The 18,397-nt window shown below is 73.8% G+C and carries 2 protein-coding genes and 1 pseudogene; all 3 read left to right on the top strand.

The genetic code is table 11. The features are described from left to right. The first annotated feature begins 53 nt into the window (after positions 1–53). Positions 54–11,561: an SDR family NAD(P)-dependent oxidoreductase gene (locus ACZ4M5_RS30305; RefSeq protein ID WP_467741508.1), complete on the top strand. Its 11,508-nt coding sequence runs from the start codon at positions 54–56 to the stop codon at positions 11,559–11,561. Between the two features lie 71 nt (positions 11,562–11,632). After that, positions 11,633–12,847, top strand: coding sequence for a cytochrome P450 family protein (locus ACZ4M5_RS30310; protein WP_467741510.1), 1,215 nt, complete (start codon positions 11,633–11,635; stop codon positions 12,845–12,847). Between the two features lie 179 nt (positions 12,848–13,026). Beyond that, a pseudogene (locus tag ACZ4M5_RS30315) lies at positions 13,027–18,397 on the top strand (type I polyketide synthase); the annotation flags it as partial.

Consider the following 18,397-nt stretch of genomic DNA (forward strand, 5'->3'; position numbering starts at 1 on the left):
AGCCCGCCTCGGGCACCGGTCGTTCGCTTCCCACGAGCTTCGAGGATGAGCAGATGAGCTATGCCCAGGTGAACAACGGCGCAGACCGGGACACGACCTCCGCCGAGGACGTCACCACCTTCCTTCGGACATCGGTCGCGGCCCTGCTGGACGTCACACCCGAGTCCGTCGACACCGGCCGGCCCCTGCGCGACCTCGGGCTGGACTCGATGCGCATCGTGTCCCTCGTCGCCGCCCTCTCACAGCACCTGGGCCGGCCCGTACCCGGCTGGGTGGTGTGGCAGTACCCGACGATCGCCACCCTCGCCGCCCATCTGGCCGGCACCGCCCCCCTCCCGGCCGCCTCCGGCGCCCCGGTCCGCGCCGAGGACGGCGAACCGATCGCCGTCGTCGGCCTCGGCTGCCGGCTGCCCGGCGGCATCGACACCCCCGAACAGCTCTGGCAGGCCCTGACCGACGGCCTGGACGCGATCCGCGAGGTGCCCGCCGACCGCTGGAACGTCCACGAGTGGCTGGACCCCGACCCCCGCGCGCCCGGCAGGATGAACACCCGCTGGGGCGGCTTCCTCGACGACGTCTCCCACTTCGACGCCGAACTGTTCCGCATCTCCCCGGCCGAGGCCCGGCACATGGACCCCCAGCAGCGCATGGCGCTCGAGGTCGCGTGGTCCGCCCTGGAGGACGCCCGGATCGTGCCCGGCTCCCTGTCCGGCAGCCGCACCGGTGTGTTCCTCGGCGCCATGGCGCAGGAGTACCACCTGGCCACCGGCGCCGACCCCGACGCCATCGGCCCCCACTCCGCCGTCGGCTGGGACAACTCCGTCATCCCCGCCCGCATCGCCTACACCCTCGGCCTCCAGGGGCCGGTGATGGCCGTCGCCACCGCCTGCAGCTCCTCCCTCACCGCCACCCACCTCGCCGTGCAGAGCCTGCGCCGCGGCGAGAGCGACCTCGCCCTCGCCGGCGGCGTCAACGTGATGCTGCACCCGCACACCACCGTCGCCATGACCAAGTTCGGCGGCATCAACCCCGACGGCCAGTGCCGCGCCTTCGACGCGGGCGCCGCCGGATACGTGCGGGGTGAGGGCGCCGGCGTCGTCGTCCTGCGCCGCCTGTCCGACGCCCTCGCCGCCGGCGATCGCGTCTACGCCGTCATCCGCGGCACCGCCGTCAACAACGACGGCGCCTCCAACGGCCTGACCGCCCCCAACCCGCAGGCCCAGGTCGATGTCGTGCGCGCCGCCTGGCAGGACGCCGGGGTGGAACCCCGTGACGTCTCCTACGTCGAGGCGCACGGCACCGGCACCCTCCTCGGCGACCCCGTCGAGGCGCAGGCACTCGGCACCGTCTTCGCCGAAGGCCGCACCGGCAACCTGCGCCTGGGCTCCGCCAAGACCAACTTCGGGCACCTGGAGCCCGCCGCCGGAGCCGTCGGCCTGCTCAAGACCGCCCTCGCCCTCCACCACGGCGAACTCCCCGCCAGTCTCCACTTCGACGAACCGAACCCGCACATCGACTTCGAAGGCAACCGCCTGAGCGTGGTCACCGAGCACCAGCCCTGGCCCGCCGCCCCCCGCCGCTACGCCGGCGTCAGCGGCTTCGGCTTCGGAGGCACCAACGTCCACGTCGCCCTGGAGGAGGCCCCCGACCGGCGCCGGTCCCTGCGGCCCCTCACCGCCGACAGCGCACAGGCCCTCCACGACAGCGTCACCGCCCTCACCGGCGGCACCACCGCGTCCGGCGGCACCCTCGCACCCGAACCGGGCGAGCACCGAGCCGTCGCCGCCGTGACCGGCACCACCGCGGAACTCCTCGCGGGCCCCGTCGGCACCGGTGAACGGCCCCCGCTCGCCTTCCTCTTCTCCGGCCACGGCTCACAGTGGCTCGGCATGGGCCGCGACCTCCTCACCGAGCCCGCCTTCCGCGCCGCCCTGGACGCCTGCGACACCGCCGTGCGCCGGTACACCGGCTGGTCCGTCACCGAGGAACTCCTCGCCGGCCGCACCCGTTCCCGGCTGCACCGCACCGACGTCGTCCAGCCCGTGCTGTTCTCCGTGCAGATCGCCCTGGCCCGCACCCTGACCGCCTGGGGCCTGGAACCCGACACCGTTCTCGGACAGAGCGTCGGCGAGGTCGCCGCGGCCGTCGTCGCCGGCGCCCTCGACCTGGACGAAGGCGCGCGCCTGATCACCACCTGGTCCGCGCTGATCACCGAACGCGCCGGCGGCCTCGGCGCCCTCACCGTCTGCGACCTCGACATCGACGAGGCAGCCGAACTCGCGGCCGACCCCACCCGCGGCATCACCGTCGCCGGCCACCTCGCCCCCGGACAGGTCTGCCTGTCCGGACCCCTGGACGCTGTCGCCGCACTCGAACGCGACCTCGCGGAGCGCGGCACCCGCACACTGCGCGTCAACATCGACTACGCCTCCCACAGCGACACCCTGCGCGGCCTCGCCCCCGAACTCCTCCGCCGCCTCGGCACGGTCCGCGCCCGCACCACCTCCGTCCCCTTCTTCTCCACCGTTCTCGCCGACCACGTCGACGGCACCGCCCTGGACGCCGGCTACTGGGCCCGCAACATGTGCGAACCGATGCTGCTGACCGAGTCGGTGACCGCCCTGGCTCTCGCCCGTCCCGCCGCCAGCCGTGGACTGCGCGTCATCGAGATAGCCCCGCACCCCGTCGCCCGCCACTCCGTCGAGCGGACCTTCACCGACCTCGGCGACACCCGCTCGTCGGCCCTCGCCACCTGCCGCCGCGACCACAGCGCCCGCCGCGACCTGGAGGAACTCGCCGCACGCCTGTGGTGCGACGGACACGACATCGACTGGAACGCCGTGCACGGCCGCCAGGAGCCGGCCGCCCGCCGTGCGCCCCTCATCCTGACGGTGTCCGGCAAGACCGCACAGGCCCGCGCCGCGAACGCCGCCCTGCTCGCCGACCACCTCCAGGGCGGCACCGAGGGCGATCTTCTCGACGCCGCCTACACCGCCGCCCACCACCGCACCCACTTCGAGCACCGGGCCGGCGTCACCGCCGGGTCCGTCGCCGGGGCCGTCGAGGCGCTGCGGGCTCTGGCCGGCCACCGGGCCCACCCGGACGTCGTCGAGGGTGCCGCCGTCACCGCCCCGCTGGCGGTGCTGTTCACAGGTCAGGGCAGTCAGCGTCTCGGTATGGGCCGTGCCCTGTACGTGGCGTTCCGGGAGTTCCGCGAGGCCTTCGACGAGGTGGCCGCCGCGCTGGACCCGCACCTGCGGGTGCCGCTGACGGCCGTGCTGTTCGCGGCCGAGGACAGTGCGGACGCGGAGCTGGTGCACCAGACGGAGTTCGCCCAACCGGGCCTGTTCGCGGTCGAAGTGGCCCAGTTCCGGCTGTGGCAGGCGTGGGGGCTCGCGCCCGCCGCGGTGGCGGGACATTCGGTGGGCGAGCTGGCTGCCGCGCACGTGGCCGGGGTACTGGACCTGGCCGACGCGGCACGGCTGGTGTCGGCGCGCGGCCGGCTGATGCAGACGTGCGAGGCGGGCGGCGCGATGGCGTCCGTGGAGGCACCGGAACAAGAAGTGGCCAAGGTCCTGGCCTCGGTCGAGGGCCGCATCTCGGTGGCGGGGCTCAACAGCCCCACGCAGACCGTCGTCAGCGGCGACCGCGCGGCCGTGCAGACGGTCGTCGCGCATTTCGCCGCAGCCGGACGCCGGACACGAGAGCTGGTCGTCTCGCACGCCTTCCACTCCCCGCACATGGACGCGATGCTCGCCGCCTACGAGCACGTCGCCGCCTCCTGCACCTTCGGCGAGCCCACGATCCCGCTGGTGTCGACGGTGACCGGCGACCGGGCGACGGCCGCGGAACTGGCCGCCCCGGCCTACTGGGTGCGCCAGGTCCGCGAGCCGGTGAGGTTCCTGGACGCCGTGCGCACGCTGGAAGCATCCGGCACGGCGCGCTACCTCGAGTGCGGCCCGGCGGCCGTGCTGTCCGCGATGGGGGCCGGATGCGTCGAGAGAGAAGCGGTGTTCGTCGCTTCCCAGCGCGCCCCGCGCGGCACCGAACCCGTCGACGAGGTCCGCACCCTGACCCGCGCCCTCGCCGCCCTGCACGTCGCGGGCGAGGCCCTCGCCTTCGACCGCGTCCTGGCCGGAGGCCGGCCCGCCGCCCTGCCCACCTACGCCTTCCAGCGCGAGCACCACTGGCTGGAGACCACCCGCGACGCGCGCTCCGGCGCCCGCGAACCATCCGGCGCCGAGGACGCCTTCTGGGAGGCCGTCGGCAGCGGCGAGGCCGGCAGACTGTCCGCACTCCTCGGCGCGGCCGACGCCGACGCGATCGCCGCCGTCCTGCCCCACCTGGCCGCCTGGCGCGCACAGCAGACCCGCACGGCCCGCATCTCCGACTGGATCTACGAGGAGACATGGGAGCCCTCCGCCGTCGCGCGCACCGCGCCCACCCTCCACGGACACTGGCTGATCGCCGCCTCCGCGACCGCCTCCGCCCGCGCCGAACGCCTCGCCGCCGCCCTCGCGGCCGCCGGAGCCCACCCCCACGTCCTGACCACCGGCACCGACCGGCCCGCCTGCGCCGCGCTGATCGCCGCCCTGACCGCGGCCCTCGGCGAGGACACCCTCAGCGGCGTCCTCGCCCTCACCACGGACGGCACTCCGCACCCCGACCACCCGGACCGGACCGCGACCGCCGTGCACGGCCTCACTCTCGTGCAGGCCCTGGCGGACACCGCCGTACGGGCCCCGCTGTGGTTCCTCACCGAGGGAGCCGTCGCCGCACACGCCGCCGACCCGGCACCCGACCCCGCCCAGGCCCAGACATGGGGCCTCGGCCATGTCGTCGCCCTCGAACACGCCGCCCGCTGGGGCGGACTGATCGACCTGCCCGCCGACCCCGGCGACGGCGAGCTGCGCCAGCTGCTCGCGACCCTCGCCGCACACGGCACGCCCACCGCCGAGGAACACGTCGCCCTGCGCCCCTCCGGACGCCTCGCCCGCAGGCTCCGCCGTGCCGACCCGGGCGCGGAGATCCGCCCCTTCACCCCACGCGGCACGGTCCTCGTCACCGGTGGCAGCGGAGCCCTCGCCGCGCACCTCGCCCGCCGCCTCGCCGAACGGGGCGCCGAGCACCTCGTCCTCGCCTCCCGGCGCGGCCCCGCCACCGACGGCGCCGCCGAACTCACCGCCGGCCTCGAAGCCCTCGGTGCCCGCGTCACCCTCGCCACCTGCGACCTCACCGACCGGCAGCAGGTCGCCGCCCTCGTCGACACGCTCACGTCGGACGGCACCCCGCTGCGCGCCGTCTTCCACACCGCGGGCCTTCTCGACGACCGGCTGCTGGACGGCCAGGACGCCGAGTCCCTCGCCGCGGCCGCCGCGCCCAAGCTCACCGCGGCTCTTCACCTGGACGACCTCACCCGCGACATCGACCTCGACGCGTTCGTGCTGTACTCCTCCGTCGTCGGCGTCCTCGGCAACGTCGGCCAGGCCAACTACGCCGCCGCCAACGCCGCCCTCGACGCGCTCGCCGCCCGCCGCCGCGCGGCCGGCCTGCCCGCCGTCTCCGTCGCCTGGGGCCCCTGGGCCGACGGCGGCATGACCCACGGTGCCGCCGAGACCCAGCTGCGCCGCATCGGCCTCGACCCCATGCCCGCCGCGGACGCGCTGGACGCCCTGGACGCCGTACTCGACCGGGGCCCCGCCGTCCTCGTCGCCGGCATCGACTGGGCCCGTGCCGCCACCGCCTACGGCGAAGGCCGCGACCGCCCCTTCCTGCGCACCATCCCCGAGGCCGCCCGCGCACGGGCGGACGCCGCGACCACGGACACCGGCACGACGGTACGGGCGACCCTCCTCGACCTGCCCGAGGAGGCGCGCGCCGACCATGTGCGACATCTGCTGGCCCGCGAGGCCGCGGCGGTCCTCGGCGTGCAGGATCCCGCAGCCCTCGATCCCGAGCGCGGCTTCAAGGACCTCGGCTTCGACTCGATGATGTCCGTCGACTTCAGCGTCCGCGTCCAGCAGCGCACCGGCGTGCTCACCCCGAAGACCCTCGTCTTCGACCACCCCAACCTGGCCGCCGCCGCCCGCTGGCTGCTCGGCGAACTCACCCCCGCCCCGCAGACCGACCCGGCGGCTCCCGCCGGCGTCCGCCGTCCGGCCGACGAACCCCTGGCCGTCGTCGGCGTCGGCCTGCGCATGCCCGGCGACGCCCACGACCTCGACAGCCTCTGGCAGGTCCTCGCCGAGGGCCGCGACACGGTCACCACCGTGCCCGCCGACCGCTTCGACGTCGACGCCTACTACGATCCCGACCCCGACGCCGACGGTCACACCTCCACCCGCCACGCCTCCTTCCTCGGCGACGTGGCCCACTTCGACGCCGCCTTCTTCGGCATCAGCCCACGCGAGGCCGAACCGATGGACCCGCAGCACCGGCTGCTGCTGGAGTCCGCCTGGAACTGCCTGGAGAACGCCGGCATCCGCCCGCGCGACCTGCGCGACGGCACCACCGGCGTCTTCGTCGGCGCGGGCGTCGGCGAGTACGGCAAGCACCGGCAGGGCGGCACCGCCGACACCTACACCCTGACCGGCACCCTGCCCAGCTTCAACGCCGGCCGGCTCTCCTACCACCTGGGCCTCCAGGGACCGGCGCTGTCCGTGGACACCGCCTGCTCCTCCTCCCTCGTCGCCCTTCACCTGGCCTGCGAGGCACTGCGCGCCGACACGTGCGAACTGGCCCTCGCCGGCGGTGTGCAGGTGCTCGCCGACCCGGACGCGTTCGTGGCGCTCAGCCGCTCCCACGCGCTCGCACCCGACGGCCGCAGCAAGACGTTCTCCGCCGAGGCCGACGGCTACGGACGCGGCGAGGGCGTCGGCATGATCGCCCTGATGCGGCTGTCCGACGCCGTCGCACAGAACCGCACCGTGCTGGGCGTGATCCGGGCGACCGCCGTCAACCACGACGGAGCCAGCAGCGGGATCACCGCCCCCAACGGCTCCTCGCAGCAGAAGGTCATCCGCACCGCCCTCGCCTCGGCCGGACTCACCTCCGCCGACGTCGACTACGTCGAGTGCCACGGCACCGGCACGTCTCTCGGCGACCCCATCGAGGTGCAGGCACTGGCCGCCGTCTACGGCGAAGGCCGCGAGCCGGGCCGCGAACTCGGACTCGGCACGGCCAAGAGCGTCATCGGCCACCTGGAGTCGGCGGCCGGCATCGCGGGCGTCTGCAAGGTGCTCGCCTCCTTCCGCCACGACGCGCTGCCCGCGACGCTCAACAGCAGCCCGCGCAACCCGAACATCGCCTGGGACGACCTCCCGGTCCGCGTCGTGGACACCCTCGAACCGTGGCAGCGGGACGGGTCGCGTCCGCGTCGTGCGGGTGTGTCGTCGTTCGGTCTGAGCGGCACGAACGCGCATGTGATCGTGGAGGAGCCGCCCGTCTCCGCTTCTGTCGAGCCGGTGGCCGGGGGAGTGGCGGGTCCGGTGCCGGTGGTGGTGTCGGGCCGTGACGAGGCCGCGCTGCGGGAGCAGGCCGGGCGCTGGGCGTCGTGGCTGACCGCTCACCACGACGTGGCCCTCGCCGACGTCGCCGTCACGGCCGCCCGGCACCGCACGCACTTCGATCAGCGGGCCGGCGTCGTCGCCGCCGACACGCCCGCTCTGGCGGAGGCGCTGCGTGCGCTGGCGGCCGGTGAGGCCCACGACGCCGTGGTGACGGGTACCGCGCAGCGGCGCGGGAAGGTGGTCTTCGTCTATCCGGGCCAGGGTTCGCAGTGGGTCGGGATGGGGCGTGAACTGCTCGCGTCAAGTGAGGTGTTCCGGGAGTCGGTCGAGGCGTGTGATGCGGCCTTGCGTCCCTTCACCGGCTGGTCGGTGCGTGAGGTGCTGGCCGGTGAGGAGGGCGAGCATCCGCCGTTCGACCGGGTCGACGTGGTGCAGCCGGCGCTGTTCGCCATGGGTGTCGGGCTGTCGGCGCTGTGGCGTTCGCTGGGTGTCGAGCCCGCTGCTGTGGTGGGCCATTCGCAGGGCGAGGTCGTCGCGGCCGTCGTCAGTGGGGCGCTCACCGTCGAGCAGGGCGCGCAGATCGTCGCGGCGCGTTCGCAGGCGGTGCTGTCCTGTGCCGGTCGGGGCGGTATGGCGCTGATCGAGCGTCCGGTGGCGCAGGTGGAGGAGTTCCTCGCCCCCTACGGCGACGCTCTCTCCGTCGCCGCCGTCAACACCGCCGGTTCGACGGTCGTCTCCGGCGAGGCGGACGCCATCGTGCGGATCGTGGCGGAGCTGCAGGCGAAGGACGTCTACGCACGCAAGATCAATGTGGACTACGCGTCCCACCACGCACAGATGGAGCCGCTCCTGCCGGACCTGGCCGCCCGGTTCCGGGATCTCACCCCTCAGGTCGCGGAGATCGCCTTCTACTCGACCGTGACCGGCGCGGCCGCCACGGGCACGGAGCTGGACGGCACGTACTGGTGCCGCAACCTGCGCGAGCCGGTCCGCTTCGACCGCGCCCTCACCACGCTCCTCGACGACGGCCACACCGTCTTCGTCGAGATCTCCGCCCACCCCGTCCTGTCGATGCCCCTCACCGACGGCAGCAGTGAGCGCGGCGGGATCGTCGTCGGCTCCCTCAGCCGGCGGGGCGGTGGCGTGGCCCAACTGCTGCACAACCTGGGTCTGCTCCACGTCCAGGGCCACGAGCTCGACTGGGGCAGGGTACTGGGCGCCGGTACGGTCGTACCGCTGCCGACCTACGCCTTCCAGCGCGAGCGGTACTGGTCGGACGTACCCAGGACGAACGGGGACGCCGGATCGCTCGGTCTCGACGCCTCCGCACACCCGTGGCTCGGCGCGGTGACACCCCTCGCCGGCGGCGAGGGGTACCTGATCACCGGCCGGCTGTCGCTTGCCGAGCAGCCGTGGCTCGCGGACCACACGGTCTTCGGGTCGGTCATCGTGCCCGGCACCGGACTGCTGGAGCTGGCCACCGCCGCGGCGCACGAGGCCGGGGCGGCCGGGATCGCCCAACTGACGCTGGCCGAACCGCTGGTGATCGACGACGCCGTACGGATCCAGATCACCGTCGGCGCGGCGGACGCCACGGGCCGCCGGACGATCGACGTCCACAGCAGCCCGGACACCGCACCCGCCGCATGGACGCGGCACGCCTCCGGCGAGCTGGCCGAGGCCACCGCCGAACCGGACACCCCGGTGTTCGGGGAACTGGCGCAGTGGCCGGTACCGGGAGCCGAACGGGTCGAACTCGACGGCATCTACGACCGGTTCGCCGCACAGGGCATCGACTACGGACCCGGATTCCGCGGCCTGACCGAGCTGTGGCGCAAGGGCGACACCGCCTACGGTCTCGTCCGTCTGCCCGACCCGGACGCCGCCACCGGGTTCCTGCTGCACCCGGCGCTGCTGGACGCCGCCCTCCACGTCATGAAGGGCGTCCCCCGCGAGGAGGCCCCCGGCGCGCTGCTGCCGTTCGAGTGGAGCGACGTCGCGCTGCACGCGGCGGGCAGCGGTGAACTGCGCGTACGGATCGAGGTGTCCGATGAGGCCGGCGCCGCGAACGGCCGGCGGATCCGGGTGTGGGCCTGCGACGCGGCCGGCGGGCCCGTCATACGGATCGGGGCGCTGCACCTGCGCCGGGCGACGGCCGGGCAACTGCGCTCCGCGCGTGGTGGCGCCCACGCACTGCACCGTCTGGAGTTCCGGCCGGTCGCGGCCCCCGAGGTGCGGGGCCCGGTCGCGGACGCCGTGCTGACCGGCACGGGCCTGATCGCCGGACTTCTGGGCGTACCGGTCCTCGCGGACGGCGAGGCCCTCGCCGCGCGGCTCGCCGCACAACAGGATGCACCCGCGAGAATCGTCGTCGACGCCACCGGCAGGCCGCCGTTCGACAGCGAGCCCGAAGCCGCCTACCGGGCCACCGAGTTCGCCCTGGCACAGATGCAGGAACTGCTGTCCGACGACCGGCTCACCGGCACCGAGCTGGTGTGGGTGACGCGCGGCAGCGTGGCCGCCGCGCCCGGCGACACGTTCGACGGACTGCCCAACGCGCCCCTGTGGGGCCTGGTCAGGTCCGCGCGCGCCGAGCACCCCGAGCGCACGCTGCGCCTGGTCGACCTCGGCCCGGACGACGCCGACCGTGACGCGCTCGCCCGCGCCCTCGCGGTCACCGGCGAGCCCGAACTGGCCGTCCGGAACGGCGAGGTGCGGGCCGCCCGCCTGGTCCGGGCCGCGCCCGACGACGCCACCGCCGTGGTACGCGCCCTCGACCCCGACGGCGCCGTACTGATCACCGGCGGCACCGGCGAGCTGGGCCACGAGACCGCCCGGCACCTGGTGCGCCACCACGGTGTACGGCACCTGGTGCTGACCTCACGGCGCGGACCCGACGCGCCCGGCGCCACGGAACTCGTCCGGGAACTGGAAGAAGAAGGTGCGCGATACGTCCGAGTGGTGGCCTGTGACGTCTCCCGGCGGGACGATGTGGCGCACGTGCTCGGCGACGCCGCCCAGGACCGCCCGTGGACTGCTGTCCTGCACCTCGCGGGAGTCCTGGACGACGGTGTCCTGCTCGGCCAGGACGCGCGGCGGCTCTCCCGCGTGATGGCCCCCAAGGTCACGGGCGTCCACCACCTGGACGAGCTCACCCGCGACCTGGACCTCGCGGCGTTCGTACTGTTCTCCTCCGCCGCCGGCACCATCGGCACCGCGGGGCAGAGCGTCTACGGCTCCGCCAACACCTACCTCGACGCGTTCGCCGCCCGGCGGCGCGCCGAGGGCCGCCCCGCCACCAGCCTCGCCTGGGGCCTGTGGCACCAGGCCGGCGTCGGCATGACCTCCCACCTGGGGACGGTCGAGCTGGAGCGGATGCGCCGCCAGGGCATCGCCCCGATGCCCTTCGACCAGGGCATGGCCCTGCTCGACACGGCGCTCGCCCGCCCGGCCGGCGACTTCGTCCCCGTGCTGCTCGACCTGCGGGCCGCGCAGCAGGAAGCCGACCGGGGAGGCGAGGTGCCCGCCCTGTTCCGGGCGCTCGTACGGGCCCGGCTGCGCCGCGCGGTCGGCGCCTCCGGCTCCGGCGACGGCCCGGGCGCCCCCGGCGGTGCGGGCGGTCTGCGCGAACGGCTGCTCGCGACGGCCGAGGCAGAGCGCGCGGAGCTGGTCACGGACGTGGTGCTGCGCGAGGTCGCCACGGTGCTGGGTCTGTCCGGCACCGGGACGCTCGACCCGCAGCAGGTGCTCAAGGACCTGGGCCTCGACTCGCTGATGGCGGTCGAACTGCGCCGCCGTCTCTCCGCGGAGACCGGCCTGTCGCTGCCCGCGACCCTCGCCTTCGACCACCCGACCCCCGAGCACATCACCCGGCTCGTCCTGTCCCGCATGGACCTGCCGTCGACCACCGCCCCCGTCCCCACGGCCGCTCACGACCCGGCGTCCCTGCTGAGCTGGGCCGGTCCTGCCGAGACCGGGGAGGAGCGGTCCGTGGACGAGATCAACGCCGAACTCGACGCGCTGCTGGAGGCATCGGGGCTCGACCTCGACTGACCCGCCGGCAGCCCTCGGGGGCCTGGAACCGCTCAAGCCGTGCTCGACCGGTCGCCGGGCATCCTGCCGCCATGACCGATACGGACTTCGCGATTCAGCCCGCGTTCTTCACCGACCCCTTCCCCACCCTGCGAGCCCTCCAGCGGGAAGGGCCGGCCCGCCCCGTCCGGCTGCCGGACGGGGTGGAATGGTGGTTCGTCACCCGGCACGAGGACGTCCGCACCGGCTTGGCGGATCCACGGCTGAGCAGCGCGGCCAACGACCACATGGCCAACGACGAGAGCCTGCCCACCACGGACGCCATCACGAGCGCCAACAACGCCACACGGCGCTCGCTCGTGAACCTCGACCCGCCCGACCACACCCGCCTGCGCAAACTGGTCGTCCGGGCGTTCAGCGCCAAACGTATCGACGGACTGCGCCCGCGCGTGCGGCAGATCGCCGACGAACTCCTCGACGCCATGGCAACGAGTGACGGCGAGGCCGACCTCATCGGCGCCTACGCGTCCGTCCTGCCCATCCGGGTGATCTGCGAACTGCTCGGCGTCCCCGAGGACCACGAGGCGCTCCGCGAGAAGACGGGCGCCGCCTTCCAGGTCGTCCAGGACGACGCCTCCGCGGACGACATGGCACAGGCTTTCGCCTGGCTCACCGCGTACACCGAGCGCCTGATCGCGCTGAAGCACGACAGCCCCGGCGACGACCTGCTCAGCGACCTGATCGCGGTGCACGAGGAGGACGACGACAGGCTCGACGACGAGGAACTGGCGGCCATGGCGCTGACCCTCCTCCTCGCCGGGCACGAGACGACGGTCCAGCTCATCGGCAACGGCATGAACGCCCTGTTCGACCATCCCGAGCAGTTGTCCGAGCTCCGGAAACGGCCCGAGCTGGTCGGCACGGCCGTCGACGAACTGCTGCGCTACGACGGCCCCACCAACCCCGGCGTCGCCCGCTACGCGACCGAGGACGTGACGCTCGGCGGAGTCCGCATCCCCCGTGGCGCACTGGTCCTGCTGTCCGTCGCCGCCGCCAACCGGGACCCGGCCCGATTCACGGACGCCGACCGCCTCGACCTCACCCGTGACGCCACCGGACACCTCGGCTTCGGACACGGCATCCACTACTGCCTCGGCGCGCGGCTGGCCCGCATGGAGGGCGAGATCGCCATCGGCTCCCTGCTGCGCCGCTTCCCGGACATACGCCGGGCCGTGCCGGCCGAGGAGGTCCGGTGGCGGCTGGGCATGGTCCGAGGGCTCGTCTCCCTGCCCGTGATCCTGCGGTGACGACATCCAGGGTGCGTCCACTCGTGCTCTAGCTCGCCCCGATTCGATGGTCGGGCACCACATCTGTCCCGGGTACAGCCGCTTTCCGGCCCCGTCGCACACGACGGCGTGACGCGCCTGGCAGCGAGGGTCGCGCTGATCGCGCAGAAAGGCTCGACGTGTCGAACACACAGCAGGACCTGAAGGCCGCGCTGCCCGCCATCCGGGCACTGCAGAAGCGGGCAGCCGATCTGGAGGCCCAGCTCACCGACCCGATCGCCGTGGTGTCGATGGCATGCCGTCTGCCGGGCGGTATCGACACACCCGAGGCGTACTGGGAACTGCTCGCGTCCGGCGGTGACGCGGTGGGCGGTCTGCCCGACCGCTGGCGCGGACTCGACCTGTACGACCCCGACCCGGAGGCCGTCGGCAAGAGCTATGCGCGCGAGGGTGGGTTCCTCGCGGACGGGCACGTGGAGGACTTCGACGCCGGCTTCTTCGGTGTCTCGCCGCGTGAGGCGGTGTCGATGGACCCGCAGCAGCGGCTGGTGCTGGAGGCGTCGTGGGAGGCGCTGGAGCGGGCCGGGATCCGGCCCGAGACGCTGAGCGAGAGCCGCACCGGCGTCTACCTCGGCACCATGAGCACCGACTACGGCGACCTCGGCCGCAACCTGGACGCCCTGGACGGCTACGTCAGCACGGGCAAGGCCTCCAGTGTCGTCTCCGGGCGGGTCGCCTACACCCTGGGCCTGCAGGGCCCGGCCATCACGGTCGACACCGCGTGCTCGTCGTCGTTGGTGGCACTGCACCTCGCCGTCCAGGCGCTGCGGCAGGGCGAGTGCGAACTCGCCCTGGCCGGCGGCGTCACCGTGATGAGCGCCCCGTCCCTCTTCGTGGAGTTCTCCCGCCTCAAGGGCATGGCCGCCGATGGCCGGTGCAAGTCGTTCTCGGCTGCCGCGGATGGTGCGGGGTGGTCGGAGGGTGTGGGTGTGCTGGTGCTGAAGCGGTTGTCGGCCGCGGAGCGTGACGGCGATCGGGTGCTGGCGGTGGTGCGTGGGTCGGCGGTGAACCAGGACGGACGCAGCCAGGGCCTGACCGCACCGAACGGCCCGTCGCAGCAGCGGGTGATCCGGGACGCGCTGGAAGCGGCGCGGTTGGTGCCGGGGGACATCGATGCGGTCGAGGCGCACGGCACGGGCACCTCGCTGGGTGATCCGATCGAGGCGGGTGCGCTGGCGGAGGTGTTCGGTCCGGGCCGGGATCCCGGGTCGCCGGTGTGGCTCGGCTCGTCGAAGTCGAACATCGGCCACGCCCAGGCGGCCGCCGGCGTCGCAGGGGTGATCAAGATGATCCTCGCGCTCCAGCATCAGATGCTCCCCAAGACCCTGCACGCACAGGAGCCCAGTTCGCTGATCGAGTGGGAGGGCAGCGGACTCCGACTCGTGCAAGAGGCACAGGCGTGGGAGCGGGAGGGGTCGCGTCCGCGTCGTGCGGGTGTGTCGTCGTTCGGTCTGAGCGGCACGAACGCGCATGTGATCGTGGAGGAGCCGCCCGTCTCCGCTTCTGTCGAGCCGGTGGCCGGGGGAGTGGCGGGTCCGGTGCCGGTGGTGGTGTCGGGCCGTGACGAGGCCGCGCTGCGGGAGCAGGCCGGGCGCTGGGCGTCGTGGCTGACCGCTCACCATGACGTGGCTCTGGCCGATGTGGCTGTCACCGCGGCCCGGCACCGCACCCACTTCGAGTCACGGGCGAGTGCGGTGGCGGCGGACGTGCCGGAGTTGGTCCGGGCGTTGCGGTCGCTTGCGGGTGGTGAGGCGCACGACGCGGTGGTGACCGGGGTGGCGGAGCGGCGTGGGAAGGTCGTGTTCGTCTATCCGGGCCAGGGTTCGCAGTGGGTCGGGATGGGGCGTGAACTGCTGGCGTCCAGTGAGGTGTTCCGCGAGTCGGTCGATGCGTGTGATGCGGCCTTGCGTCCCTTCACCGGCTGGTCGGTGCGTGAGGTGCTGGCCGGCGAGGAGGGCGAGCATCCGCCGTTCGACCGGGTCGACGTGGTGCAGCCCGCGCTGTTCGCCATGGGTGTCGGGCTGTCGGCGCTGTGGCGCTCGCTGGGTGTCGAGCCCGCTGCTGTGGTGGGCCATTCTCAGGGCGAGGTCGTCGCGGCCGTCGTCAGCGGGGCGCTCACCGTCGAGCAGGGGGCGCAGATCGTCGCGGCGCGTTCGCAGGCGGTTCTGGCCTGTGCCGGTCGGGGCGGTATGGCGCTGATCGAGCGTCCGGTGGCGCAGGTGGAGGAGTTCCTCGCCCCCTACGGTGACTCCCTGTCGGTGGCCGCGGTCAACACGGCCGGGTCGACGATCATCTCCGGCGAGGCCGATGCCATCGCGCGGATCGTGGCGGAGCTCGGCGCGCAGGATGTCTACGCCCGCAGGATCAATGTGGACTACGCGTCGCACAACGCGCAGATGGACCCCCTTCTGCCGGGCCTGGCCGCCGAGTTCGCGGACCTCGCCCCCCATCAGGCCAGGATCCCTCTGTATTCGACGGTGACCAGTCAGGTCGCTGCGGGGCCGGAGCTGGACGGGTCGTACTGGTGCCGCAACTTGCGCGAGCCGGTGCGTTTCGACCGGGCTCTGAGCCGGTTGCTGGACGATGGTCACACGGTGTTCGTGGAGATCTCCGCGCATCCGGTGCTGTCGATGCCTCTCACCGATGGCAGCAGCGAGCACGGCGGGATCGTCGTGGGTTCCCTGGCCCGTGAGCGGGGCGGATCCGCTCAACTGCTGCGCAATCTGGGTCTGTTGCACGTCCAGGGCCACCCGCTCGACTGGGACCGGGTGCTGGGCACCGGCACCGTCGTGCCACTGCCGACCTACGCCTTCCAGCGCCGGCGCTACTGGCACCAGAGCGAGGAGACGACGGGCGACGCCCGTTCCTTGGGACTGCGGCCCGCGGAGCACCCCTGGCTCGGTGCGCTGACGGCCACCGCGGACGACGACGGCTACCTGTTCACCGGTCGCGTGTCGCTGCCGGAACACCCGTGGCTGGCCGAGCACTCCGCGTTCGGCACGACCCTGGTCCCCGGCACGGGTCTCCTCGAACTCGCCCTGGTGACCGCCGACCACGTGGGTGCGGAGGCGGTCGAGGAGCTGACGCTGCTGGAGCCTCTCGTCCTCACCGACGAGAGCGCGCTCGGCCTCCAGGTCGTCGTGGGCGGCCCCGCGTCCGACGGCCGGCGCTCCATCGCCGTCTACAGCCGGCCCGAGTCCGCCGACGAGGACGTTCCCTGGCGGCAGCACGCGGCCGGGGCGTTGTCGTACGCCACCACGGCTGACACCGGCGAGCACACGGGTCTGACGCAGTGGCCCGTTCCCGGCGCCGAGCGGCTCCCGCTCGACGGTTTCTACGAGGCGTTCGCCGCGCGCGGCCTCGGCTACGGTCCGGCCTTCCAGGGCCTGACCGAGCTGTGGCGCAGCGGGAACACCGCCTACGGCCTGGTGCAGTTGCCGGAAGCCCTCGCAGCGGATGCGTTCGGCATCCACCCCGCCCTTCTGGACGCCGCGCTCCACGCCCTGGTGACGCTGCGCGGGGACACCGGAGCGCACGAGCACGTCCTGCTGCCCTTCGCGTGGTCCGCGGCGCGGTTGCACGCGGTCGGCAGCACCGAACTGCGCGTCCGGATCGACCTCGACACCGCTGCGGACGTGTTGCACGTCCGTGCGGCCGATCGGTCCGGACGGCTCGTCGTCGAGGCGGATCTGCGACTGCGTGAGGCCACCGCCGAACAGGTCCGCGCGTCCCGTCCCGGCACCGCCCACCTGCATCGCGTCGAGTTCCGCCGGCTGCCCGCCCCGCCCGCGCACGAGGGCGTCGCCTGGGTGACGGAACTGACGGGCCCGGCCGCGCTCGACGCGCTGACCAGCCGGCTCGACGCCGGAGAGGACGCCCCTGAGCGGGTCGTGATCGACGCCACCGCACCGGCCACGACCGCGCTGGAGACCACGTCCCAGGCCCTCGACCTCCTCCAGGGCCTGCTCGCCGAGCCGCGGCTGGACGGCGTGCCGTTGCTCTGGATCACTTCCGGTGCTGTGGACGCCGGAGACGGCACGGGCGTCCGGGCACCGGCCGGCGCGGGAGTGTGGGGACTGCTGCGCACGGCCCGCACCGAGCACCCGGAACGCCCGGTGCACCTGGTCGACACCGACGGCTCCGTCGACCCCGTCCGGGCACCCCTGATCGCCGAGGAGCCCGAAGCGGTCGTACGAGACGGCGAGATCCGGGTCGCACGTCTCGTCCGCGCTGCCGGGGAGGCCGGGACGGTGCCCCTGGACCCGGAAGGCGCCGTGCTGATCACCGGCGGCGTCGGTGAACTGGGCCGGCAGGTCGCCGCCCACCTGGTGCGCGAGCACGGTGCGCGGCACCTGGTCCTCACCTCCCGGCGCGGCCCCGACACCCCCGGTGCCGCGGAGCTCGTCGCCGGGCTGACGGAGGCGGGCGCGGCGAGCGTCCAGGTCATCGCCTGCGACGTCTCCGACCGCGAGCGCCTGGCCGAGGTGCTGACCGCCGCCGACCGGCCCTGGACGGCCGTCTTCCACCTCGCCGCGATCCTCGACGACGGCTTGCTGACCGGCCAGACCCGGGAGCGGCTCGCCGCGGTCTGGGGACCCAAGGCCCAGGCCGCCGAGCACCTCCACGATCTCACCCGCGGCATGGATCTGGCCGCGTTCGTGCTGTTCTCGTCCGCCGCCGGAGTCCTCGGCGGTGCCGGGCAGTCCACCTACGCCGCCGCCAACGCCTACGTCGACGCACTGGCCGCGCACCGCCGCGCCGCCGGACTGCCCGCCACCAGCCTGTCCTGGGGACTGTGGCAGCAGGCAGGCATCGGCCTGACCGCCGCACTGGGTCAGGCCGAACTCACCCGGCTGCGCCGTCAGGGCGTCGGCGCACTGACCACCACCCAGGCGCTCACGGCACTGGACACGGCCCTCACCCAGCCCCACGCCCACCTCGTCCCCGTCAGACTGGAACTCACCTCGCTCCAGCGCACCCTCGACAGCGAGGGCGAGGCAGCGGTGCCGGCGGTGCTGCGCGCCCTCCTGCGCGCACCGCGCCGCCGCGCCGGACAGGCCGGTGCCGACCAGTCGGACCTGCGCGGCCGCCTGCTGACACTGTCGGAGGCCGACCGGCGCGAGACGCTCACCGACCTGGTCCGCAGGGAGGCCGCCACCGTCCTGGGCCTGCCCGGCCCCGAAGGGGTGGGCAAGGAACAGGTTTTCAAGGACCTGGGCCTGGACTCCCTCATGGCGGTCGAACTGCGCCGCCGTCTCTCGGCGGAGACGGGCGTCTCCCTGCCGTCGACCCTCGCCTTCGACCACCCCACGTCCACCGCCATCGCCGACCTGCTGCTGAACAGGCTGGACCTGCACTCCGGGCCGAAGGCCCCGGCGGCCACGGCCGTGGTCCGGGACGGAAACCGGTCTGCGGACGAGCCGGTTGCGGTGGTGTCGATGGCGTGCCGGTTGCCGGGTGGTGTCGACACGCCGGAGGCGTTCTGGGAGTTGCTCGCGTCCGGTGGGGATG

This window comes from Streptomyces sp. NPDC026246, from assembly GCF_055567995.1.

What these genes read in the sequence shown, in the direction of transcription:
- ACZ4M5_RS30305 (WP_467741508.1), top strand. Translation starts at nt 54, where the DNA reads ATGAGCTATGCCCAGGTGAACAACGGCGCAGACCGGGACACGACCTCC.
- ACZ4M5_RS30310 (WP_467741510.1), top strand. Translation starts at nt 11,633, where the DNA reads ATGACCGATACGGACTTCGCGATTCAGCCCGCGTTCTTCACCGACCCC.